The 22,567-nt window shown below is 50.9% G+C and carries 23 protein-coding genes; 17 read left to right on the plus strand and 6 right to left on the minus strand.

Annotated elements, in window-relative coordinates; translation table 11 throughout:
- Positions 1–25: 25 nt before the first annotated feature.
- The 8 genes from O3276_RS13455 to O3276_RS13490 all read left to right on the plus strand — a co-directional run bounded on the left by O3276_RS13455 (position 26) and on the right by O3276_RS13490 (position 2,771).
- Positions 26–295, plus strand: coding sequence for a EutN/CcmL family microcompartment protein (locus tag O3276_RS13455; protein ID WP_269671809.1), 270 nt, complete (start codon positions 26–28; stop codon positions 293–295).
- A complete protein-coding gene (locus tag O3276_RS13460) occupies positions 292–555 on the plus strand; it encodes a hypothetical protein (protein ID WP_269671810.1) in 264 nt (87 codons plus the stop codon). Before O3276_RS13455 ends, O3276_RS13460 begins: the two co-directional genes overlap by 4 nt.
- Before the next feature lie 34 nt (positions 556–589).
- Positions 590–1,063 carry a EutQ-related cupin domain-containing protein gene (locus O3276_RS13465; protein WP_269671811.1) on the plus strand — a complete coding sequence of 158 codons (474 nt, stop codon included), beginning with the start codon at positions 590–592 and terminating at the stop codon, positions 1,061–1,063.
- The gene (locus tag O3276_RS13470) at positions 1,063–1,212 is read left to right on the plus strand and encodes a hypothetical protein (RefSeq protein ID WP_269671812.1); all 150 of its coding nucleotides are present in this window, start codon (positions 1,063–1,065) and stop codon (positions 1,210–1,212) included. The genes O3276_RS13465 and O3276_RS13470 overlap by 1 nt, the downstream gene beginning before the upstream one ends.
- On the plus strand, positions 1,209–1,505 hold the full coding sequence (locus tag O3276_RS13475) for a BMC domain-containing protein (protein ID WP_347710302.1): 297 nt from the start codon (positions 1,209–1,211) through the stop codon (positions 1,503–1,505). The genes O3276_RS13470 and O3276_RS13475 overlap by 4 nt, the downstream gene beginning before the upstream one ends.
- A gap of 7 nt (positions 1,506–1,512) precedes the next feature.
- On the plus strand, positions 1,513–1,941 hold the full coding sequence (locus tag O3276_RS13480) for a EutP/PduV family microcompartment system protein (RefSeq protein WP_269671813.1): 429 nt from the start codon (positions 1,513–1,515) through the stop codon (positions 1,939–1,941).
- A 104-nt stretch (positions 1,942–2,045) separates the two neighbouring features.
- Complete coding sequence (locus O3276_RS13485) at positions 2,046–2,384, plus strand: high-potential iron-sulfur protein (RefSeq protein ID WP_269671814.1); 339 nt, start codon at positions 2,046–2,048, stop codon at positions 2,382–2,384.
- Positions 2,385–2,498: 114 nt separating this feature from the next.
- Positions 2,499–2,771: a hypothetical protein gene (locus O3276_RS13490; RefSeq protein ID WP_269671815.1), complete on the plus strand. Its 273-nt coding sequence runs from the start codon at positions 2,499–2,501 to the stop codon at positions 2,769–2,771.
- Positions 2,772–2,883: 112 nt separating this feature from the next.
- Here O3276_RS13490 and O3276_RS13495 read toward each other — a convergent pair whose 3' ends face one another.
- The gene (locus O3276_RS13495) at positions 2,884–4,446 is read right to left on the minus strand and encodes a cryptochrome/photolyase family protein (RefSeq protein WP_269671816.1); all 1,563 of its coding nucleotides are present in this window, start codon (positions 4,444–4,446) and stop codon (positions 2,884–2,886) included.
- On the minus strand, positions 4,433–4,618 hold the full coding sequence (locus O3276_RS13500; RefSeq protein WP_332328109.1) for a DUF2256 domain-containing protein: 186 nt from the start codon (positions 4,616–4,618) through the stop codon (positions 4,433–4,435). The genes O3276_RS13495 and O3276_RS13500 overlap by 14 nt, the downstream gene beginning before the upstream one ends.
- A 260-nt stretch (positions 4,619–4,878) precedes the next feature.
- Between O3276_RS13500 and O3276_RS13505 the strand changes: the two genes are divergently transcribed.
- Both O3276_RS13505 and O3276_RS13510 read left to right on the plus strand, forming a co-directional pair.
- Positions 4,879–6,093, plus strand: a complete 1,215-nt coding sequence (locus O3276_RS13505) for a hypothetical protein (protein WP_269671817.1) — start codon at positions 4,879–4,881, stop codon at positions 6,091–6,093.
- A 268-nt stretch (positions 6,094–6,361) separates the two neighbouring features.
- On the plus strand, positions 6,362–7,186 hold the full coding sequence (locus tag O3276_RS13510) for a 23S rRNA (adenine(2030)-N(6))-methyltransferase RlmJ (protein ID WP_269671818.1): 825 nt from the start codon (positions 6,362–6,364) through the stop codon (positions 7,184–7,186).
- On the opposite strand, the gene O3276_RS13515 is transcribed toward O3276_RS13510, so the two are convergent.
- Positions 7,187–8,497, minus strand: a complete 1,311-nt coding sequence (locus tag O3276_RS13515) for a DASH family cryptochrome (RefSeq protein ID WP_269671819.1) — start codon at positions 8,495–8,497, stop codon at positions 7,187–7,189. It abuts the gene before it with no gap.
- Between the two features lie 253 nt (positions 8,498–8,750).
- On the opposite strand from O3276_RS13515, the gene O3276_RS13520 reads away from it, so the two are divergent.
- From O3276_RS13520 to eutB, 3 genes are all read left to right on the plus strand, one after another.
- Positions 8,751–10,157 (plus strand): ethanolamine ammonia-lyase reactivating factor EutA, encoded by a 1,407-nt coding sequence (locus tag O3276_RS13520; RefSeq protein ID WP_269671820.1) that lies wholly within the window; start codon positions 8,751–8,753, stop codon positions 10,155–10,157.
- 17 nt (positions 10,158–10,174) lie between these two features.
- Positions 10,175–10,699 (plus strand): lipocalin family protein, encoded by a 525-nt coding sequence (locus O3276_RS13525; protein WP_269671821.1) that lies wholly within the window; start codon positions 10,175–10,177, stop codon positions 10,697–10,699.
- Positions 10,700–10,876: 177 nt separating this feature from the next.
- The gene (eutB, locus tag O3276_RS13530; protein ID WP_269671822.1) at positions 10,877–13,300 is read left to right on the plus strand and encodes an ethanolamine ammonia-lyase subunit EutB; all 2,424 of its coding nucleotides are present in this window, start codon (positions 10,877–10,879) and stop codon (positions 13,298–13,300) included.
- Between the two features lie 10 nt (positions 13,301–13,310).
- Here eutB and O3276_RS13535 read toward each other — a convergent pair whose 3' ends face one another.
- Complete coding sequence (locus O3276_RS13535; RefSeq protein ID WP_269671823.1) at positions 13,311–15,530, minus strand: WD40 repeat domain-containing protein; 2,220 nt, start codon at positions 15,528–15,530, stop codon at positions 13,311–13,313.
- 489 nt (positions 15,531–16,019) lie between these two features.
- Between O3276_RS13535 and O3276_RS13540 the strand changes: the two genes are divergently transcribed.
- Positions 16,020–16,388 carry a helix-turn-helix domain-containing protein gene (locus O3276_RS13540; protein WP_269671824.1) on the plus strand — a complete coding sequence of 123 codons (369 nt, stop codon included), beginning with the start codon at positions 16,020–16,022 and terminating at the stop codon, positions 16,386–16,388.
- Positions 16,389–16,543: 155 nt separating this feature from the next.
- Here O3276_RS13540 and O3276_RS13545 read toward each other — a convergent pair whose 3' ends face one another.
- Positions 16,544–17,080, minus strand: coding sequence for a WD40 repeat domain-containing protein (locus tag O3276_RS13545; protein WP_269671825.1), 537 nt, complete (start codon positions 17,078–17,080; stop codon positions 16,544–16,546).
- On the minus strand, positions 16,998–18,926 hold the full coding sequence (locus O3276_RS13550; protein ID WP_269671826.1) for a hypothetical protein: 1,929 nt from the start codon (positions 18,924–18,926) through the stop codon (positions 16,998–17,000). Before O3276_RS13550 ends, O3276_RS13545 begins: the two co-directional genes overlap by 83 nt.
- 353 nt (positions 18,927–19,279) lie before the next feature.
- On the opposite strand from O3276_RS13550, the gene eutH reads away from it, so the two are divergent.
- The 3 genes from eutH to O3276_RS13565 all read left to right on the plus strand — a co-directional run bounded on the left by eutH (position 19,280) and on the right by O3276_RS13565 (position 22,556).
- Positions 19,280–20,389, plus strand: a complete 1,110-nt coding sequence (gene eutH, locus O3276_RS13555; protein WP_269671827.1) for an ethanolamine utilization protein EutH — start codon at positions 19,280–19,282, stop codon at positions 20,387–20,389.
- 117 nt (positions 20,390–20,506) lie between these two features.
- Positions 20,507–21,961: an ethanolamine ammonia-lyase reactivating factor EutA gene (gene eutA / locus O3276_RS13560; protein WP_269671828.1), complete on the plus strand. Its 1,455-nt coding sequence runs from the start codon at positions 20,507–20,509 to the stop codon at positions 21,959–21,961.
- A 10-nt stretch (positions 21,962–21,971) separates the two neighbouring features.
- Complete coding sequence (locus O3276_RS13565; RefSeq protein ID WP_269671829.1) at positions 21,972–22,556, plus strand: cob(I)yrinic acid a,c-diamide adenosyltransferase; 585 nt, start codon at positions 21,972–21,974, stop codon at positions 22,554–22,556.
- The last annotated feature ends 11 nt before the right edge of the window (positions 22,557–22,567 follow it).

Raw genomic sequence — 22,567 nt, forward strand, 5'->3', positions numbered from 1 at the left:
CCAACCATTTCCGGGAGTATGGCAAGTGCTGATTGGCAAGGTAACTGGCAACATCTGGGCCACCCGCAAGCAGGATGGTCTCAGTGGCTTCAAATTAATGATCGTTGAGCTGATCAATCCCTGTGAGCAGGAAATCGGCCAGTCACTGGTGGCCGTAGATACCGTTGGTGCCGGCATAGGTGACCTCGTCCTGGTCGCCAGAGGTGGTGCTGCCCGAAAAGCCATACACCCTTGCGAAGGCCCGGTTGACGCAGCGATTGTTGGCATTGTCGACAATATGGAGGTGAGCCGGTGAGCCGCCTGATTACCCGACAAAACCTGCACGACTTCGTTTCTGGCGGTTGCCTCATCCTGGGAAAAGGCATGCTGCTGTCGCCCGGCGCTGCGGATTTGGCGAAGATTCAGGGGATTCAGGTGATTCGTAATCCCGAGAGCAGTGCTGTTGAGGTCTTGCAACAGCGCATTCAGATGCTCCTCGTCGATGAATTCAACATCACCTCCCCGGAACAAATCGAGTCGATTCAACAGGAAGTCATCAGGCACCTGTTCAAGTAATCCTGTTTTTCACATCGTATTCAAGAGATTAATCATGAATCAGATTACCCCGGAAGCACTGGAACAGATCATCCGTAAAGTGGTGGCTGAGCAGCTGACCAAACAGGCCACCGCCGCTGAATTTGACAAACACAGCGACCCTTCCGGTGTTGCCGTGATCAAGGCACCCACCGTCAAGTGCAAACCCTTTGATACCGGCAACCCCGGTGACAAGGTGTTTATCACCGACATCCTTGATCTGGATGAAAGCCCCCGCCTGGGCTGCGGCATGATGGAAATCCACCAGACCACATTTGACTGGACGCTGGAATACGACGAAGTGGATTACATCGTAGAAGGCACGTTGAAAATCATTATCGATGGCCGTGAGGTGGTTGGCCATGCCGGTGATGTGATGTTTATTCCCAAGGGCACAACGATTCAGTTCAGCGCCCCGGACTTCGCCCGCTTCATGTTTGTCGCTTACCCGGCCAACTGGGAAGAGATTGCACGTCAAAAGCAGCAGTAATGAAACATCCATGGCTGATGTTCCGTCAGCCATATCAATACAAGACAAGAGTCGTAAAAATCATGAGTGGCAACTTTCAGGAGCACCGGGATAACGGGCTCGACAAAAAGAGCGCATCATTCAGGAATATGTACCCGGTAAACAGGTGACACTGGCGCACCTGATTGCCCATCCACAGGAAGACCTGGTGATCAAGCTGGGCCTTGATGCGGAAACCATCAGTGCCATCGGCATTATGACCATCACTCCCAGCGAAGCCTCCATGATTGCCGCCGACGTGGCAACCAAAGCGGCCGGTGTGGAAATCGGTTTTCTGGATCGTTTCTCCGGCTGCCTGGTAATTACCGGCGATGTAGGCAGTGTTGAAGCCGGCCTGAATGCCGCCATGGATATGCTCAGGGATAACCTGAAGTTCTCCCCTGCCCGGGTGACCAGATCTTGATGAAAAGATGATGAAAAAGATGATGTTGGTGGGCTCAACCACCGCAGGCAAAACCACGTTAACTCAGGCTCTCTATGGGCAGGAGCTGAAATACAAAAAAACCCAGGCCATGGAGTACAGTGATTACATACTCGATACGCCGGGTGAGTTTATCGAAAACCGCCGTTTTTATGCCGCACTGATGTCATCTTCTGTGGATTATCAGGTCATCGCCGTAGTGCACGATTGTTCAAGAAAACTGAATCAGATCCCTCCGGGCTTTGCCAGTATGTTCAATCGGGAAGTGATTGGTATCATCACCAAGATCGACAGCGAAAAAGCCGATCCTGAGTTTTCACGAAAAGTACTTAAGGCGGCTGGCATCAAAACGATATTCGAAATCAGCGCTTACTCAGGCAGCGGCCTGGAGTCACTGAAAACCTGGCTTGAGCATTGATTTCCCCCATGATCCGTGAGATATACCTACTCGTATAAATAGAAAAGTTTTAAACTTTGATACTATCAGGTTTAAAAAACATAAAAGTACGATGAGGTACTCCCATGTCTGAAAAACCATTCGATTCTGAAAAGCGTGGCCCCACCCGGCGTCGGTTTCTACAACTGGCCGCAGCTTCCGCGCTTATTCCCCTTCTTAATATTCCCAGCCGCCAGGCCCGGGCTGCTGCGCTCCCCGCACTTGATGAGTCCAACCCTACCGCAATAGGGCTTTCCTATAAGAAGACACAGGCAGACGCTAAATCCATAGATGGCTACCAGGAAGGACGAAAATGTGAGAATTGCGCGCTCTATACCCCGGATAACCAGGGTTGCAGGCTTTTTCCAGCAAACTCCGTAGAACCGGAAGGATGGTGTAAAGCCTGGGTGCCAAAACCTGCCTGATGGGTTAGTAAAGAACACCATTAATACTCACACCCTCGTTCCCTCAAAGAAACCCGGGAACGAGGCATTTCTCTGCTATTCTCAACGCATCAAAAATAATCAGAAGTTGTCCTTATGAACCACGATAAAGACAGTGATGCGCTCTGGAATGCTATTCATCAAATAGAGATCAGCGTTAAAAACTCACAGAATGATATAAAAAAACTGTTCCTGCACAGCGTGCGCCATGAAATAGCAATTGAGACACTGAACAAAAAGGTGGATGCCCACCAGCAGGAAAACCGTGAACGCTTCAACAGGATTGAAAATCGGCTTGATAACATTGATAACCGGTTTGACAAAGTTGAAGAGACACTTGCCATTATTGTGAACCACCTCAAGCCATGATCCGTTGTAACCAGGATCTCGCTCCCACGCTTTTGGGTCCTTCACTCCATTGCCCAACAATACCCTACCGATAAGCCTCCCTCAGCGGCGGCTCTATCGGGCTATCAAATGTTTACAGCGCGTTCAGATGATTAATACACCACCGGGCCCGCTTCAGGATGGCATTCCTGTCCGCTGAACCCTTTTTGTCCCACCCTTTATAAACCAGGGCAGTCCGGGGATTGTTCTGCAACATCTCCCGGTGTTTCTCCATAAAATGCCAGTAAAGACTGTTTAAAGGGCAGGCGCTTTCTGTCTCTTTTTCCTTCACCTGGTAAACACAGCCCGGGCAATAGTCACTCATTTTCTGCACATAATTACCACTGCCTGCATAGGGTTTTGATGCCACCATGCCTCCGTCGGCATACTGCGACATGCCCCGGGTATTGGGCAGCTCTACCCACTGAATCGCATCGATATAAATGCCCAGATACCACTGGTCGACCTGATCAGGATCAATACCCGCCAGCAAGCAGAAGTTGCCGGTAATCATCAACCGCTGAATATGATGCGCATAGGCATACTGCAATGACTGAGTAATGGCATGGCGCATACAGTTCATGTGTGTCTGACCGGTCCAGAACCAATCAGGCAGATCGCTGGTCGCTTTCAGGTAGTTCATGGACTCGTAGTCCGGCATATTGCTCCAGTAAACACCCCGGATATATTCACGCCACCCCAGGATCTGACGGACAAAGCCTTCTATTTGCGCCAGTGAAATCGCTTCAGGGTTTTCCCGCCAGGCGCTGATCGCCTTATCAATCACCTGTTTCGGGTGGAGCATTTTGGTATTCAGGGCAAAGGAGAGCCGGGAATGGTAAAGACTCCACTGATGGTCACTGTTCGCAGTCATGGCATCCTGAAACTGACCAAAATGTGGCAAACAATGGGTGCAGAAATAATTGAGTAATGTTAATGACTGCTGACGGGTAATCGGCCAGAGCAGATGAGTGCCAATATCACCGAAGCTCTGTACCTTATGGCGTTTCAGCCGTTCCAGTACGGACGCGGTTGAACTGGCAAACATTAAGGGTTCCGGGATCGCGTCAAGATCAGCAGCTTTGAGCTTACAGCGATTATCTGCATCATAATTCCACTGTCCGCCTTCCGGCTGGCCATCACACATCAGAACATCATGCTGCTGGCGCATCTTTCGGTAGAACGTTTCCATTCTGCCGGGTTTACCGGGCTTGAACCGTTTGCCAAGCGCCTCAAACGGAACCAGAAAATGTTCGGTATCCCACTCTTTTTTAAAGAGGGCTTTATCGGGTTCAAAATCTCTTAACTGTGCCAGCAAACGGTATTCATCGGGCCTCTGGTATTCAAAACGGGTCACTGCATATTGCTGGCACAGGTGAAGAATCAATGATGGCAGGTCGGCAAAGTCTTTGGTTTCATCCAGCGTCAAATGCAGAACCTGATGCCCCGCTTTCTGCAATGCCGTGGCAAATTGTTCCATGGCGAGAAAGAAGCCACAGATTTTTTGTACATGGTGCTTAACGTAACCGGTTTCCTGAAGCAGTTCGGCAATTACATAAATACAGTCGTCGTCCTGCTTGCTGAACCAGCTGTGGCGGGCGTTGAGCTGGTCTCCAAGAATCAGCCTGAGGGTAGAGTAGCGTTTATTGTTTTTCATCCATCACCCGGTTTCGTTGAGATCGGCAGCGCCTTGAACAGTAACGAACCTCCTCCCAACAGCGTTCCCATTTTTTTCGCCAGGAAAAAGGACGATGGCAGACGGGGCATTGCTTTTGTGCGGTTCGATCAATCTTGTTGTCAGCAGTTCTTGCTCTTTGAGAGTGCTTCATGCCTACTTTACGTTAAATTGACCGGTCCGGCTCAGAACAACCTCATCGCTACGGACCAAAGAGTATTCAAGACAACTCAACACCGGGTATTCAGTAAAAGTCAGGGCATTGTTATACCACAGAAACATCATATTCACCGGCAGAGGCATTGACAGATCAGGATTCATAAACTTGACTGGACAATTCGTGATCTGCCCAAGGTGGTTGCCTGGCCAGTCATTCTCAATCTCTTTTAATAAATCAAAAATTGAGGACAATTGATGTCTAATCCTCTGAGTCCCAACTTTTGTCGTCATACCCTGAACAATACTCAGCCGATACCTGACGCGGCAGCAAATTCCTGCTCTGCGGGATTTGGTCCCCACCGTATCACCAGCACTGACGACGGGACAACCGGATGGCTTGATTCCGGACATGAACTACCTGAGGGTGGTGGTGCCAGCAAAATGCTGGGAGACTCTCGGATTACGACAGTGTCCGAGGCTGACTGCAGACAACAACTCAACCCGTCACATTCATTGCCCCTGCCCACCTCCGAATTCCTGAGTGTGCCTGCTAATGCTGCTTCAGTAACGTGCTGTGAAGGTGACAACCTACCTCTGCAACCCGCCCCGGCAGCAGCAGAAAATATTCGTGGGACCGGTTCAGAGGCTACGGCCTCAGTCCTTGAGTCAGAGGCAACCGGACTGGATCATAAAGGCTGCGACCTCAGGCACACCGACGCATGCTGGAATGATACCCGATGGATCGAACTGAACCAGAAAAGGTTTGATGAAGCCGATCAAAGGGCGTGCTCCCGGTTGTATTCATACTTACCCTTGGCAACGGTAAAGCGGCTGGATAAGAAATATCAACTGGCGTCAGGTTTTTACCTTCCGGTCATAAGAGATGATCGGGAGGAAACAAGCCACAGCCGCATCAAAATAACACGGTGCAGTGACGGTCAGGTCCTGGTGGATCTCATTCGGCATGGCTTGAACCCAGTACACAATTTCTTTCAGTGCAAGAACCAGGACTGGGTTTTGACGGGTAAGTCAGTATATTCGACGCTTCTGGTCAATCTATCCACTGGAATACATTACCCACAACGGGGCGATCATTTCAATTTGCTTAATTTTTGCTGGGGCCAGGCCATTCCCAGTCCCGATGGGAATACGCTGGCCGTCAATGGACAGTTTCCGCGTTACAGTAGTAGTGTAGCGCTGCAGTTTTTTGATTTCTCCAATCCTGAAGAAGGCTTCAGAATGCTGAAATCAGAACGCTACTTTTATCCACTCCTTGCGGAGTACACCGTGCCAACCTGGGACTTCAGCCGTGACAATGAAACAGTCATTACCTTTAATGCGGAGGAAGAGGAATACGTTGACACGGACGATTTGAGAAAAAGAAGAGCCTTCACCGTCTACTCGGTCACTTTACGCCGGGCAGGTGACCGGATGGTCGAAGAACGGAGAGAACAGATCAAGAAAAGTTGACTGTAGAATTGGCTACTGACTGAAAGTGATTATATTTGATCTCGTGATCGTTGACAGGCTCTACCCCGTTTGAATTTTTCATTAACAAGCTGGTCAGAGTCGCTAACTAAAACTAATCTCTTCATTTAACCGTTTCTATTTCAAATACTTACATTGCGAAAACTGCTATCCCAATGGATATATCGCCGTATGCCGGTTATCCCCGAAACCTGTTAGATTCCCCCTGAAAAAGGCACGACTTCCACCTGACCCAGGGCTTTCAGATCCCATGCTGAGCTATCAACACCACTACCACGCGGGTAATCATGCCGATGTACTCAAACACTGGCTGTTGCTGGCCTGCGTGCGGCACATGCAGAAAAAAGACACGCCTTTTGACTATATCGACACCCATGCCGGTGCCGGTCTCTACCGATTGGACTCAGCCATGGCCCGCAAGACAGCAGAAAGCGATGAGGGTGTCCTGAAGCTGGACTGGCAAAAGCTGCGAGGTCTCAATGACTACCACGGCCAGATTGCCGACGATATCCGTGCCAAACGTTACCCGGGCTCACCATTGCTGGTAAAGCGGCTGTTGCGGCCCGGTGACAAAGCCTGGCTGTATGAAATGCATCCACAAACCATCGCTGAATTACGTCAGAATTGTGAACATCGTCGTCTTTGTCATGTTCGCCAGGAAGACGGTTTTAAAGGCCTGCCAGCTCTTCTGCCCACAGCCAGCCGTCGTGCATTGGTATTGATGGATCCCTCTTATGAGATCAAGTCGGACTATCAGACAGTGGTTAAGGTGATGGAAGCCGCCCATGTAAAAATGCCACAGGCCATGCTGTTGCTTTGGTATCCCGTGGTGGACAGGCAGCAGATTCGACAGATGGAAAAGGGCTTTGCCAAAAGCAAGATATGCAATACCCACCTGTTTGAAATGGGCGTTGCCGACCCCGGCCAACCCGGTATGACCGCGTCAGGCATGGTGGTTGTGAATCCCCCCTGGACCCTGGCGGATGACTTCATCCGAATCATGCCACAGGTATCGGCCCACCTGGCGAAAGACCACAAGGCCCGCTGGCGGCATCAGCTGTTAGCCGCCGAATGATTACGGCATGATAGGCCAGTCAGCCGCATCAACACTGTCGAGAGGGTAGGTTTTATGCCCTCCCCAACGGTTGATATAGTGGCCATCAGGATCGAACTGCTGAGCCTGTTTATCCAGATTAAAATGGCGACTCCCTCTTGGGTCAGCACCCACGCCCGCCAGATACTGCCAGTTGCCCCAGTTGCTGCCCACGTCATAATCCACCAGCTGCTGCTCAAACCAGGCGGCTCCGTAGCGCCAGTCCATCCCCAGTTCATGAATAAAGCAGCTGGCCACTATCTGCCGCCCACGGTTGGACAGGTAACCGGTGGCCTGCAGCTCTTTCATACAGGCGTTCACAATGGGCCAGGGGGTATTACCGGCGCACCATTTCTGAAACCGTTCCGGGTAAAAGCAGGACAACCGACACTTATCCCGGATGCCTCTGGATGAAAACAGCCGAACACCATGCTTCAGGGCGTACCATTGGAAATATTCACGCCACAGCAATTCAAATTGAATCCAGTAGGTGGATTCATTGGCCATAATCAATGACTCATAATGCCGGAGTGCCTGAAAAATCTGCCGGGCGGAGAGACAGCCATGGGCCAGCCAGGGTGAAAATTTGGTTGAGGTCTCCCAACCCTGCAAGGCGTTTCGCGTCTCTTTATAGGTGGTTGGCTGCAGCGCTGAAAAATAGTGCTTCAGATGCTCTGCCCCTGCCGTTTCACCACCGGTAAACGGGCTGTTGGTTTTGGCCTTTGCCGGTAACCTGTCGGAATGGTAATTCAAACCGGGCATGGGCCCTGGCATGATATCCGGTGCGGTAGCGGCTTCGGTAATGGGCAGATGTTCGACATGCTTTCGGAACTGAGTAAATGTTTCCGGCAGCTCGTCCAGGGCAAATGGCAGATCGTTCTGGTGAAAGAGCGTAAATGTTTCAACTTCATTGAAGGTGACTGCCGGGAAGTTCTGTTTGAGACTTTGCCAATAGGCACTCTCCTGAAAACCCGTATTACGGCTGCGATAGACCGCATCGATTTTATGGGCTTTCAGCATTTGTTCGATTGCTTGATACGGACTTTGCAAACGCACCAACAGTTTTTGCCGTCGCTGTTCAAGCTGTGATTCAAGCTGTTGAATACTCTCCCACAGGAAACGCCAGCGATGCTCACCCATCACCCTTGACTGGTAACGGCCTGGCTTAAACCAGGCAGGGTCAACACAATAGACACACACCAGATGTTTACAGCTGGCAGCGGCCTGCATCAAGGCCCGGTTATCACTCAGCCTCAAATCGTTGGTAAACAGAAACAGCGTTATTCCCTGCAAGAGCGATACCCTCCAAACCTTCTAGCACTAATACCTGTTTGTACGTTAATTTTCCCAAACCACGGCAAACAGCCAGCAACGGCCGGTAACTCCATGTAATTTATAAACATTTAATGTTTTATCAGTAAACACATCAAATCTGTTTTGGTTTTATGTCCTCTCAGGTAAAGTAGCCTGTGCTGCAAAATGATTGTTGTATTCCTCCCAGCCATAGACCGAAATGTTCAGACACTTTACCGGTAATCAGTCTGTAATGATGATTGGCCTCGACTTTGGTTCTACCACCAGCCGTGCCATGATTGCCTCTGCATACCTTGAACGCAATCCGATAACCGAGCGGATGGAGCTGGGCAAACCAGAACTGATCTATCGCTCCGACGCCATACTGACACCCTTTGAAGAGGGTGAACTCTGCACGGAGGCCATTAATAACTGTCTTGAACAATGGTTAGCAGAAAGTGGCATTGATTGTGATCAGCTCTTTTCCGGTGGCGTCATTATCACCGGCCTGGCGGCTGAAAAGCAAAATGCCCGGGCCATTGCCTGCTCCGTGCGGGAGAAAGTGAACCAGGCCATTGTTGCCACGGCGGACGATCCTTGTATGGAGTCCTGGCTTGCCTTTATGGGCAACAGCCTTGAGCTTTCCCGGGCAACGCCAGAAGTGCCCTTTATCAATCTGGACATTGGTGGAGGAACCACCAACCCGGCACTGGGGATAGACGGCAATGTTATAGAATCAGGATGTTACTATATCGGAGCCCGCCACTTTCAGTTTGCACCGGGGACCTACCGGTTGCTGGAAGTATCCAACCATGGTCAACAACTTCTGGAACAACTGAACCTGCAGTTATCCATCGGTGACGAGTGCAGCCAAAACAATATCGACCAGATCGTCCGCTATTATATCCGGGCACTGGAAGCCATGGTCACCGGCGATCATCACTGGTTCGACCAGGGCGATGGGCAGCAGCTCTGCCAGGTAGCCTTTCAACCGGATGCCCATGCTTTGCGACGGGCTGCGATTACCTTTTCCGGCGGTGTCGGCGAACTCCTTTACCAATACGCAGCGACGGGTCAACTGCCCGACATTACGGCCTTTGGTGATTTGGGCGTGGACCTGTGCAAAGCCATTGCCGACTCGGAAATCCTATGCCGCAACATTGCCCACTACATTCCCGAGTATCAGGGACGGGCAACAGTCTATGGCCTGGCACTGCACAGCGCCGAACTCTCCGGTAACACGCTGTTTATGCCAAAGCCGGAGCAGCTGCCGGTTAATGACCTGCCCATTGTCGCCCGTCTGAACCTTGATGCCGATGAGAATCGCATCCGGCGGGCCATCGAACTGGCCAGAAAGACCCACAATGGCGGCTGTATACGTATTACGCTTAAAGATGATAATTATCCCAGCTTTAAAGAGCTGAAAGGCTTTGGTGAAAAGTTGGCCGAAATGCTGTCCGGCTTTCCACAGGAACTCCCTCTGCTGTTGCTGGTCCCCAAAGACTTTGGCAAGGTGATCGGTAACTATGCCAGCCACTGGGGGAAGCTGCCCGTGAATCTGATGGCAGTGGATGAAGTGCCGGATCGCAAAGCCGGGTTTGTCAGCCTCGGTAAAGTGAAAAACTTTGTCATACCCGTTTACTTCTATGGGATGCATTAAAAGAAGGATGCAACGCTTTGAGAACGATTAAAATTCTGTCCCTGATCGCACTGCTTACTGGCTGCACAGGAATCCCGGAAGGCGTTACCCCGGTAAAGCCATTTGAGGTCAATCGCTATGTGGGCAAGTGGTATGAGATAGCCCGGCTGGATCACCGCTTTGAACGGGGCCTCTCCCACATCACTGCAGAATACTCAGGCAACCCTGATGGCAGCCTTCGGGTCATCAACTCTGGTTACTCGGTTGAGGCAGGTGAGCGCAAACAGGCACAAGGCACGGCAAAGTTTGTCCGAGAACCGGACGAGGGGTATCTGAAAGTCTCTTTTTTTGGTCCTTTCTATGGCTCCTACATTATTTTTGAGCTTGATCAGAAGGGCTATGAATACGCCTTTATCTCCGGGAATAACAAAGACTATCTCTGGCTGCTGGCCAGAACACCCACCGTCAGTGATCAGGTTAAATCGGACTTTATCAACAAAGCCAAAGCACTTGGGTTTGCTACTGAACAATTGATCTTTGTTGACCAGAGCAGTCCTCAATAGCCCGCCACCATTCCGTAAGTAAAGAGTGTATATTTACGGAATGTAATCCCCCCCCCATTTGTAGTCTTATAGCCTTGCCTGACGTTTTTTGACACAGACGATCACTTAGGTGAATCAATCCCCCGGCAAACAACATTATTTACCATGCCGGATTCGATACCCGCTGGAGTGTGAGCGATGCCCAAACCAACGATGACCCCACTGGACCAGATTCTGGTGCCGACAGCAAAAACGGATGAAGTTTACCGTTCAAGGGTCATTGGGCAGAGTTTCAGTTTTACCGGGCTCAAGGCTCTGCTGGGGGCTGCCGGTTTTCATACCAGTGGTGATCAGGTTGCCGGGCTGGGGGCCGAGGATGAAGTCAGCCGGGAGGCCGCAAGGGCGATACTGTCCGACCTGACGCTGCAGCATATCTACGATCACCCCCTGACCAATGATCGTGGTGAGATTGATGACATCATGCGGGTCAACTACGACATTGACCTGAGCATTTTCAATGACATGGCCATGATGACCTTGGGGGAGCTCAAGGACTGGATGCAAAAAGCCTCCGGCCCTCAGATCAAGCGCGCAGGCAGAGGGCTGACAGGAGTGATGGTCGCTGCTGTCACCAAGCTGATGAGCGTACACGACATGGTGTACAACACCCGCAAGATCGAATGCCCGACACAGGCTCGTACCCACCTTGGTCTCGCGGGTTCTCTATCGACCCGCATTCAACCCAATCACCCGACCGATGACCTGAATGCCATCACTGCGCTGACCTGGATGGGTCTGTCCATGGGTAACGGTGATTTGTTGATTGGCCTCAATCCGGCGGATGACACCGTTGATAATATCGGTGCCTGCCTGATCCATCTGGATAAAATACGACGGCAGACCGGTGCTCCAACCCAGGTCTGTGTGCTTTCCCATATCCGTACCCAGCTGGCCTGTCTGGAAGCCGGTGCGCCCCTGGACATACTCTTCCAGTCCCTGGCGGGGACCGATGCTACGCTGCGGGAAGCTTTTGATGTCAGCGTCGCTTATCTCGACCAGGCCTGGCAGACCATGAAAGAGAAAGGCGTACTGAACCAGCACCAGTTTATGTACTTTGAAACCGGTCAGGGCAGTGAGGTCAGTTACGGCAAACATGGTGGTATCGATATGTCTACCACAGAGGCCCTGACTTACGGCTTGTGTCGTCGATATAATCCCTGCATGGTCAACAGTGTCACGGGCTTTATTGGCCCGGAAACCCACAAAGATAGCCTGCAGATTATCTATGCCAATTTGCAGGACCTGTTCATGGGCAAAGTGATGGGGCTGCCCATGGGGGTTTCCCCCTGCTTTACCCTGCACGCCGACGCTTCCAGTGAGGGTCAGGAGATTGCGGTAGAGCTGCTGGCGGTGGCGGGTGCCAACTACTTTATGGACATCTATCTGGGTGTGGACCGCATGCTGGCCTATGCCGACACCAGTGGCCATGATGACCAGACCATTCGTGAGATCCATAACCTGAAGCCATCCCCCGAGTTCTACCACTGGGCACTGGAAAAAGGGATTTTCAAAGAGTCCCGGGATGGGCAGATTACCCGTGGGCCCAACTGGGGAAATCCGGCCATGTTTGCGGACTCCCGGCAGGCCTGGAATGATCTGATCAGCCGGATACCCATGTGCTATGGCACCAGTAATGCCGGCCCGAGAATGGCCAACCATGTCAATCGCAAACTGAAGCAAAACATTGCCGTTGCCAGAATGGCGGCAAAAAGTAAGCTCCGTTTTGATGCGCTGGAAGAGATCGATTTTCGCCTGATTCGTTCCCGGGCCAATAATATTGAACGACACCATGCTGATTCTGATGCAGGGGCTCATCTTTGCGAAAAAACCCGCAGTCACCTGCAGCCTGAACATCGTGATGTTCAGATCCTGATTACGGATGGCCTGAGTGCCGAAGCAGTGCACCAGAACATCAATGAACTGCTGCCGGTATTGGAAGACGGATTACAAAGCCATGGTTACTCACTGGGCCAAACCATGGTGGCACCTCATGGCCGTGTCAGGCTGGCGGAAGATATCGCCAGAACGGTGCATGCCAGGCTGGTTATTGTTCTGCTGGGAGAACGTCCCGGTGCGGATGGCAAATCGTCCAAAAGTCTTTCCGGTTATTTGATCTATCGCCTGGAGGATGAACCAACGCAGAAACTGGCCGCCGAATTCAGCAGCATTGCAGACATCGAATTTGAAAATACCGTAGTGCCTAATATTTATTACGGTGGTATTCCCCCTATGGAAGCCGGCTCCCTGCTGGCAGAGCGCGCCATGCAGATTCTGGATAACAAGGCAGCAGGTAACCGACTGAATGCGATTCTTGGCAGCCGGATGGGGCTTTCAGACATCATTCGTGACAGTAAAGTTGAGCCACAAAAAACCGCCAGCACCATCCGGGTTCACGACTTCCTGGGGCAGAAGTCGATCTCTGAAGCGGATGTAATGGTGTTGATTCACTGGGGTGTTAAAGAGATCCTGCTCAGTCAGAGAACCATTATCTCACCGCTGGCTGGGGATCTGCTGAAACAGGAAGGCATTAAGCTGCGGTATAATGATAATTTGGCAAAATAAGGCGCAATTCTTAACCACCCGGTACGTTGGCAGGAATTTTCCAGAGTAACGCAATGCCAGCTTCTGAATGGAAAGGCTCTTGCCGAACATCGTTGCAATAAATCACTAAATGTTCACTATCAGGGCTAAATTTGGCATGTTGAATGAGATAATCCACTATTATCTCCTCTTTTTGTTTCCATTTGCCATCATCACCGATGCCCCAGAGTTGCACACGGCCAGACTGGTCTGTGTCTTTCCGGTTTATTTTGTTGCCATAGGTCAGAAAATGGTTTTCCAGTGCATTGAAATGGGCACCATGGATACCATAGGCACCAGGTTTTGTCACGGCCAGTGTCGTCCACTTGCCATTGTCATCGCACCCCAGGATGGCAGCAGTGGTGTCCTGGCTAAAGGTATAGGCGAAGCGCCCTGAAGTAGAAAACCGGGCTTCACGAATTTCCAGCAGATGTTTAAACGCCAAAAGCTCCTGCCATTTGCCCTGGCTGTTGAGACCATGAATTTTTACGGTCCAATCACAACCGCGGGTCAGCACACTGTCCTCCCGAGCGTTGAAGGCAGCATAGTCAATCCCCGCCAAGTGGTACACCCTGGCTTTCTCAACCAGGTTACCTTCCTCGTCATCCCCCCAAATGCAGGCGAAATTCGATTTATAGCCATAGCTCAGAAGAAGATTCTCTGAGGGGCTGAATAGCGCTTCAAGACTGGCGTGATGGACAAAGGTCTGACCTTGATCCAGGCGATCATCAGGACTTTTGCAGTCCAGGAGTTTAAAAGAGCCACCGCTGTCAAAACGGGCCAGTATTTTACCTCCGGATGGGCTGAATCTGGCATCTGAACAACAACGAATTTCTGCTTTTCCTTCCCAGACACCATAAGCATTGTAGCCAGAAACTATAACTGTGTTGTCTATATCTTTGGTCAGCGCGTAGTGCCCGGTGGCGTTGAACAAGGCTCTGCAAACCAGGTTGGTAATATGTTGGTTGTCGTCGGTTATGATCGTCGCAGGATGACAGATTTGCCCGATCTGTGACCAGTTCCCATCGACATCACAACCCAGAAAGATGGTCTGGTTACCCCAGGTGAAGATCACAGCGTGTTGCTCATCATCACTCAGCTGGGCACTGGCAATGTTCCCACCGCACTCAAAGACCTTTTTCTCCTCCAGGCAGTTGCTTTCATCATTACAGGCCCAGATGGTTACTTTCGAGCCCTGGTAAGTCAGGAAATAATCGTTTGTGGCCTTAAGAGGTGGTTGCTGTGGCCCGGTTTCCTTGTAGTGAAGGATCTCTTTAGGCTGGGTTAGCGGGATCCACCGACCGTTACTGTCCTGGCGCAATACGTTGATTTTGCCGTTCTGTGGGTCGTAGGACATAATTTTTTTCTGCCCGGGGCTGAAGCCTGCCTCCATCCGTGGATAGTCTTCATCATAGGGGGTAAGCGCAAGCACCACCGCCTCCTCCCAACGGCCATCGCTGTTCAGCGTACTTACCTTGACATTGCCATCGTAGCTGCTGCTCAGAAGCGTATTTTCAGACCTGTTGAGCTCGTAGCGATAGATAGAAGCAGAGTCTTCAACATCCCCTTTTTGCAACCAGTTGCCATCCGCACCCTGTTGCCAGATCTTCAGCCTGAAATCGCCCCCATCGTTGCAACCACGTATAAGCAGGTTCTTACTCATTGGGCTGAAGCTGGCTTCGATAATATGGTGATCGAAACAGGCCGCCAGTTGAAATTCCAGATAATTTTCCTGGCATTGGAAAATGTCAGCCTTCGCTGGATCAATATTGCCCGCATGCGTGTTATTCAGAGCAATATCCTGTAACTGCCCATCATTAACGGCTGCGATGCTAATGAGCTGTTCATGCTGATGTGATGCATCTCCCGGAACAGCGTCTGAGGATGGCATCATGGAAATCTTGAGCCCGATAATTTCCAGCTTACGCTGACCGATAGCAGTGATGATCGACAACTCGGGAGGTGCATTCCGTTTCAACCGTTCCAGGGATTTGAGCTGCTCCGGTTCAGAGACTTTTGCAGCATATTTGTTATAGGCAGCCACTGATTCAAAAAGGGGTTTCAGGTTATTAAATAACTGCCATTCACCGGTTTCGATTTTGCTTGCGGCTGCCCTGCTCAGCACACGACCAAAAGCAATCACCTTTGTTTGTGCTTGCGGACTTTTCCAGGCTTGGCAGGTGTTCAGACATTTTTGCGCTATTGGTCCCATGATAACTCCGGTCATATTGGCACAGGGATTAAATTTACACCGCCATGAACCGGTAGCATCCTGTGATTGGGTAAATTGTCCACCATTGCTGGTCGGAATATTCAGTATCTGATCAATAGATCAGTCAATTTGGCAAAAGTTCCTCCCACTGAAAAAATAACGACCAGCTCCTGACATTTTTGGGACTTGCAGTCCGAACCTGAAACAAGGAAATTTTACAATCCGCCAACTTGTTTTTTTATATTGTTATCTTGTTTGTTTTAGTTTCGCCAAAAGGGTACCCCAGCGAAACTAAAGGGGGGTATTTGTCTTGCATACCCCCCGTTTTGGTCTATCTTTTCCACGCAAGAAAAAACCCGGCTCAAGCGGAGTATGCAGCTCCTCACCGGGTTTCCCTATTCATACAGCGAACCATTACTCCGTGTGAGTGATAGCTCAGGGATCAGTATAGACATGATTTCGTTTGCGTACACAATCGGGATAGGTATCTTGATACGGGTCAAAATTAATACCAGTGGTATGGATAAGCTGAACATGACACAGAAGTTTCTGCTGGTCGTTCTGGCGACGTTCGCTAACTCTGAAGGGGAGTGTTGGCCGAGTCAGGGGTTACTGGCTGAGCTTCTTGGCGTGACCACTGGCACAATCTGCACAAGCCTGAAAAAACTGGAAGAAGAAAAGTTTATTGAGAGCTTCCAGCGCAAGACAAAACACGGTGGCACTAACACCAAGCTATATCGGATGCTGTTTGAGCCGTTTGTGTTCAAGCAGGTCAAAGAGCAACATTACAACTGCTTTGGCCAACGGGTCGACGATCCCCGTATGAGTGATACGACATGGGCAGATGGGCTGGATTGACAACAGAGATCAGCATGGACGATTTGAATAACAACACGATAAAAATTTATTTGCCGTTACCTCTTTGCAAAAAAGGAAAATATTCAGCCCTCATTCCCAGGGTCTGTTGACGTTTCGTTGCGTGCTCGCAACGAAACGTCAACTTCAGTAACACCTCAAGTGTCAGCTGTTTCCGCCAGGCTGCCAGGAATTTTCCAGAGTAACACCGTACCGTTTTTTGAACGAAAATATCCCCGTCGATCATCGTTACACTTGATCAGTAAATGATCGCTATCAGGGCTGAATTTGGCCTTTTTCACGGGGTAATCCAGTTTTAACTGCTCTTTTAATGCCCATTTTCCATCATTATTTACGCCCCATAGTTGCACAAGGCCAGGCTGGTGTTTGTCTTTTATGTTTATTTTTTTGCCATAGATCAGAAAATGGTCATCCAACCCATTAAACTGGGCACCTTCAATGGAGTAGCCATCAACCAGGTTTGTCATCGCCTGTTTCATCCATTGGCCATCGTTGTCGCGTCCCAGGATACACGCGGTTCCGTCCAGGCTAATGGTATAGGCAAGATGCCCTGAATCGGAAAAACAGCATTCGTGAACCTGTCTTTGATGTTTAACCACCAACTGTTCCTGCCATTTGCCCTGGCTGTCCAGGCCCTGAATTTTTACCTCTTGGCCAATACCCCTGGTCAGCACACTGTCCTCCTGAGCGTTGAAGGCCGCATAGTAGACCCCCCCCTCGGTGAAATGCCTTTGCTTTCTCAACCAGGTTACCTTCCTCGTCATACCCCCAAATACGGGCAAAATTCGATTCAACACCGTAGCTCAGAAGAAAATTCTCTGCCGGGCTGAAGATGACTGTTTTACTGCCTCTGTGCTCACAGGTTTGAACTTTACCCAGCCGACCACCTTTACTGCTGCAGTCCCAGAGTTTAAAGCTTTTATAGGTCCGTCTTATTTGGCCGTCGCAACAATTGTCGCTGTGCTCATCAGGGGTCTCACCTTGATCCAGCGAGTCATCAGTCTTGTTGCAAGGCAGAGGTTTGTAGAGTTGGGCCAGTAATTTGCGCCCGCAGGCACTGAATCGGGCATCTGAACAATCCTGAATTTCAGTTTTTACTTCCCATGAACCGTTTTCGTCATAACCAGAGATAATCGCGATATGATTTGAATCAATACTCAGTGCATATTGTCTGGAGGCATTGAAGGCTGCTTTGTGAATAAAGCCTATGATCGGTTCGTTACTGGCCTTTGAATGACTTTTAGGATGACAAACCTCCCCGATTTGCGACCATTCGCCATCGCCATCACACCCCAGAAAGATGGCCTGGTCCGCACCGAAGATCACAGCATACTGCTCATCATCAGTCATTTGGGCACTCCAAATATGCCGACTGCACTCAATGACCTTTTGCACCTCCATGCAGTTGCTGTCGTCATTGAATGCCCAGATGGTCGCTGTTGCACCCCGGTAAGTCAGTAAATTATGGTCCGTGGCTTTGAAAGACCGCTGCTGTGGCCCACATTGCCGACGGTGACGGATCTCTTGAGTCTGGGTTAGCGGAGTCCACTGACCGTTGCTATCCGCCGGCAGTACACGGATTTTGCCGGCCCGAAAATTGTAAGTCATAATCTTGTCCTGTCGGGGGCTAAAGCCTGAGATCACCGGCTCATAGTTTTCGCCTCTACCGCAGGGGCCGTGCTCAAGTACCACCTCTTCCTGCCAAAAGCCATTGCTGTTCAGCTTACTCACCGTGACTATGCCTTCGGAGCTGGTACGCAGTAATGTATTTTCCGACCGGTTGAATTCGAAATGAAAGTTATGCTCGCTGAACCTCCCGTGCCGGGACCAGTTGCCATCCGCAGTTTGTTGCCAGATGCCCAGAATACGATCGTCCTGACTGTCTGAAGCATCGATAACCAGATGCTTACTCGAAGGGCTAAACCTGGCTGCACTGACATAATGACCGAAGCTGATCACCTTTTTGAGTTCCAGATAATTGGTCTGACATTGGAAAATGTCAGCCTTCTTTGTGTCCATTTCCCCCGATTGACTGTTAAGAAGGGCCGCGCCCTGTGACTTATTAAAAGGTACTATCGAGTCGCTATTTGCAGTAGTGCCGGAAACCCGTGCTGTCGATGCTTTTTGGGAGGCGGATTCGGTGTCTGAATCGTCCGTCGATGATTCGGTGTCTGAATAATCCGATGATGATTCAGTGTCTGAGACGTTCGTTGATGGCCTGTTGAGTGAGGCAAATGCATTAACACGCTCTGCTGGAACAGCACCTGCTGGCTGTGCCATCGTGGCAATATTCAGCTCAATGCTGCGCTCGTCAATGGCGGTGGTTAGCGTTGCGTCGGGTGGTGAATCCAGTTTCAGCTGCCCCAGGGACTCGACCAGCTCCAGTTCCGGGATTTCTGAGATTTGTTTATTGTAGGCAGCCACCAATTTATGCTGTGGTGGCTTCAGATCATCAGATAACTGCCGTTCATCGGTTTCTATTCTGCCTGCGGCTGCACTGCCTGACGCTATTGGTTGCATAGTAACTCCGGTCATATCGACACAAGGATTGAATGTATGCGGCAATGGATTAGTAGTAATCTATGTTGGTTTATGGTGGTTTAGTCGTCCTCTATGAATTGTCTGACCATCCAGTATCTGGGTTATAGATCAGTTACTTCGACAAAAGTTCCTGCCCTGAGGGATTTTTATACCGCTCAATTTTATTGATTAACGTCAATGAATTGAGTGAGACTGACTTGCGTCAGGTCATAAGTATGCCGTCCCGCCACTGATAGCCTTCGCACACTGATACGCCGCCTGGAAATAACCTGCTTTCTCTAACTTCCGGGAGCTATTTCAGAATCAAAAGCAATCGCAGTTGCGAGGAAGTCATGAGTATTAACGACATTATTCTCTACATAATGGTGGGGTTCATGGTGCTGGGCGCCGTGGATAAAATTCTCGGAAATCGCTGGGGCTACGGCGAAAAATTCGAGGAAGGCTTTATGGCCATGGGTGCCCTGGCACTGGCCATGATCGGTGTCATCTGTCTGGCTCCGGTACTGAACACAGTGCTGACACCGGTTCTGACACCCATCTATAACGCCCTGGGTGCCGATCCGGCCATGTTTGCCGGCACACTGCTGGCAAACGACATGGGTGGCTACCCACTGGCCAAAGAGATGACCACCAATCCGGATATCGCCAACTTCTCCGGCCTTATTCTTGGTGCCATGATGGGCCCGACCATCGTATTCACCATTCCCGTGGCACTGGGCATTATCGCTAAAGAAGACACCCAGTATCTGGCCCGTGGCGTGCTGATCGGTTTGACCACAGTCCCTGTTGGTGCGCTGGTCGGCGGCCTGATCGCCGGTCTGGGTATCGGTACCATTGTCGTTAACCTGATTCCGGTTATTATTGTTGCCGCTGCTATCGCCCTTGGCCTGAAGCTGGCACCACAAAAAATGATCGGCGGTTTTGAAGTCTTCGGTAAGGGTGTGGTTATGCTGATCACTGCCGCCCTGGCTGCCGCAGTGATTGAAGCCCTGACCGGTTTTGTCGTTATTCCGGGTATGGCACCATTCTCTGATGGTGTTGCCACCGTTGGTCACATTGCCATGGTTCTGGCAGGTGCCTTCCCTCTGGTGCACTTTATTACCACCCGGTTCAACAAACCGCTGATGGCCGTTGGCCGTTCCATGGGCATGGGCGAAACCGCGGCTGCTGGTCTGGTAGCGACCCTGGCGAACAGTATCGCCATGTTCAACATCATGAAAGATATGGACAACCGCGGTAAAATCATTAACGTTGCCTTCGCCGTCAGCGCCTCTTTCACCCTGGGTGATCACCTGGGTTACACCGCGGCCGTGAACAGCGAAATGATCTCTGCCATGATCGTTGGCAAGCTGGTTGGTGGTGTTACTGCGGTGATCATCGCCATTCTGGTGACCAAAAACATGGCTGAGCCACAGGCTAGCCTGAAAGCGAAACACGCTTAATCACTGATGCAGGTCGGCTTCTGCATAAGCCTGCCTGCCCCATCAAGCTTTGCAGTCTCTGCGGGCGGCTTTCTTCGGAAACCGGCCTGCGCATAATGCCTCTGAACCGGAACAGCCATGCGCGAAGAAATTCTCAGTGCCGGCATTGATATTGGCACCTCAACCACCCAGCTGGTCTTTACCCGGATGTTCCTGGAGAACATCTCTCCGGGTGCCATGATCCCAAAAGTGGAAATCGTTGACCGTCAGGTCATTTACCGCAGCCAGGTTCACTTCACCCCGCTGCTGTCACCCACCATGATCGATGCCGATAAGGTTCGCCAGCTGATGGAGCAGGAATTCATCAATGCTGGCGTTAATCCGGCGGATATTGATACCGGTGCTGTCATCATCACTGGCGAGACAGCCCGCAAGGAAAATGCACGACAGGTTGCTGATGCGTTAAGTCTTCTGGCCGGTGACTTTGTGGTTGCCACGGCCGGTCCGGATCTGGAAAGTATCATCTCCGGTAAAGGTGCCGGGGCCGCAAAACAGTCCTTTGAGCAGAACAGTATTGTGGCCAATCTCGATATTGGCGGTGGCACCACCAATATCGCCACCTACGAGGTGGGTGAAGTGATTGATACCACCTGTCTGGACGTCGGTGGCCGACTGATTAAATTCGAGAAAGGCGGCACAGAAGTCACTTATATTTCTGAAAAATGGCAGGAAATGACCCGTCGCATGGGCATGCCGGTGAAGGTGGGCGACCAGCTGAATCGACAGCAGATTGACCTTATCGTCGATCGAATGGTTGCGATTCTCCAGGAGGTCATGGGCCTCAAACCGGCCACCGATGACCTGGCCTTTCTGATCGGCCGGGGCACCCGTGACCTGCACCGTAACTACCGCCTGGATCAGATCTGCTTCTCCGGTGGCGTTGCCGTGCATATCTATGATCAGGAGCCTTCCGCCACCGATTATCAATACGGCGATTTAGGCGTTCTGCTGGGCAAAGCCATCCGTCGTTCATCCCTGTTCCAGCAGCTTTCTGTTTTTGCTGCGGTGGAGACCATTCGGGCAACGGTGATTGGTGCCGGCTCCCATGCCACTGATATCAGCGGCAGCACCATCAACTTTTCCCGTGATGTCTTTCCCATTAAAAACGTCCCGGCATTAAGACTGTCACTGAAGGATGAGGCCCTGCCCGGGGCGGAACTGGCAAAAACCATTCGGGAAAAGCTGTCATGGTTTGACCTTGAAACCGGTGCGCAACACGTTGCCCTGGCACTGAAAGGGCATAGAAACCCGGATTTCCAGTACGTTCAGGCGCTGGCTGACATCATCATCCAGGGCATGGACGTGATGATTAAACTACCCCAGCCGCTGATTGTGATTGTCGAAGAAGACTTTGGCAAAGTGCTGGGGCAGAGCATTGAGGCAAAGCTGAAACGCACGCTTGAAGACAAGAAGGACGTCATTTGTATCGACAGTATCAGTGTCAAAGACGGTGACTATATCGATATTGGCAAACCCCTGGCGGACGGCAAAGTTCTGCCGGTTATCGTGAAAACACTGGTATTTGGTTATTAAGGTTCATCCCATGTCTGAGCACCATCGGCTATCCAGAATATATACCCGCACCGGAGACAAAGGCACGACCGGGCTGGGTGACCAGAGACGGGTATCAAAAACCCATGAGCGCATTGAAGCCATCGGCGCGGTTGACGAACTGAACACCTGGATGGGGCTGCTGATCAGCGAGCTGAAAGAAGTGCAGCTGATGCGTCACCGACTTCAGAAGCCATTGGAAAATATTCAGCACCGTCTGTTCGACCTGGGTGGTGAGCTGGCCATGCCCGGTTACCAGTTAATTCAGGCATCCTTTGTGGCCGACCTGGAAAAAACACTGGATGAATTTAACGACAACCTGCCTGCCCTGGAAAATTTCATCCTGCCCGGCGGATCCCGGCTGACGTGTTACTGCCACATGGTCAGAACCATTTCCCGCCGGGCTGAACGTCGGGTGATTGCCGCTCAAGAAGCCGGTGAAGCGATCAATCCGCCACTGATGCAGTATCTGAACCGACTGTCTGACCTGATGTTTGTACTGGCCAGAGTCGTGGCCAGACAGTCCGGTGGCGAGGTGCTCTGGCAGCAGTCCGAGAAGCAAAAAATTGAGCAATAGATTTGAAGGAC

Origin of the sequence: Endozoicomonas sp. GU-1 (assembly GCF_027366395.1) — a bacterium.
Taxonomy (GTDB): domain Bacteria; phylum Pseudomonadota; class Gammaproteobacteria; order Pseudomonadales; family Endozoicomonadaceae; genus Endozoicomonas.

Excerpts from the sequence above, each read along its gene's own strand:
- eutH (WP_269671827.1), top strand. The coding sequence starts at position 19,280 with ATGAGTATTAACGACATTATTCTCTACATAATGGTGGGGTTCATGGTG.
- eutA (WP_269671828.1), top strand. The coding sequence starts at position 20,507 with ATGCGCGAAGAAATTCTCAGTGCCGGCATTGATATTGGCACCTCAACC.
- O3276_RS13520 (WP_269671820.1), top strand. The coding sequence starts at position 8,751 with ATGATGATTGGCCTCGACTTTGGTTCTACCACCAGCCGTGCCATGATT.
- O3276_RS13565 (WP_269671829.1), top strand. The coding sequence starts at position 21,972 with ATGTCTGAGCACCATCGGCTATCCAGAATATATACCCGCACCGGAGAC.
- O3276_RS13500 (WP_332328109.1), bottom strand. The coding sequence starts at position 4,618 with ATGAAGCACTCTCAAAGAGCAAGAACTGCTGACAACAAGATTGATCGA.
- O3276_RS13495 (WP_269671816.1), bottom strand. The coding sequence starts at position 4,446 with ATGAAAAACAATAAACGCTACTCTACCCTCAGGCTGATTCTTGGAGAC.
- O3276_RS13485 (WP_269671814.1), top strand. The coding sequence starts at position 2,046 with ATGTCTGAAAAACCATTCGATTCTGAAAAGCGTGGCCCCACCCGGCGT.
- O3276_RS13480 (WP_269671813.1), top strand. The coding sequence starts at position 1,513 with ATGATGAAAAAGATGATGTTGGTGGGCTCAACCACCGCAGGCAAAACC.
- O3276_RS13465 (WP_269671811.1), top strand. The coding sequence starts at position 590 with ATGAATCAGATTACCCCGGAAGCACTGGAACAGATCATCCGTAAAGTG.
- O3276_RS13470 (WP_269671812.1), top strand. The coding sequence starts at position 1,063 with ATGAAACATCCATGGCTGATGTTCCGTCAGCCATATCAATACAAGACA.
- O3276_RS13510 (WP_269671818.1), top strand. The coding sequence starts at position 6,362 with ATGCTGAGCTATCAACACCACTACCACGCGGGTAATCATGCCGATGTA.
- O3276_RS13535 (WP_269671823.1), bottom strand. The coding sequence starts at position 15,530 with ATGGGACCAATAGCGCAAAAATGTCTGAACACCTGCCAAGCCTGGAAA.
- eutB (WP_269671822.1), top strand. The coding sequence starts at position 10,877 with ATGCCCAAACCAACGATGACCCCACTGGACCAGATTCTGGTGCCGACA.
- O3276_RS13490 (WP_269671815.1), top strand. The coding sequence starts at position 2,499 with ATGAACCACGATAAAGACAGTGATGCGCTCTGGAATGCTATTCATCAA.
- O3276_RS13550 (WP_269671826.1), bottom strand. The coding sequence starts at position 18,926 with ATGCAACCAATAGCGTCAGGCAGTGCAGCCGCAGGCAGAATAGAAACC.
- O3276_RS13505 (WP_269671817.1), top strand. The coding sequence starts at position 4,879 with ATGTCTAATCCTCTGAGTCCCAACTTTTGTCGTCATACCCTGAACAAT.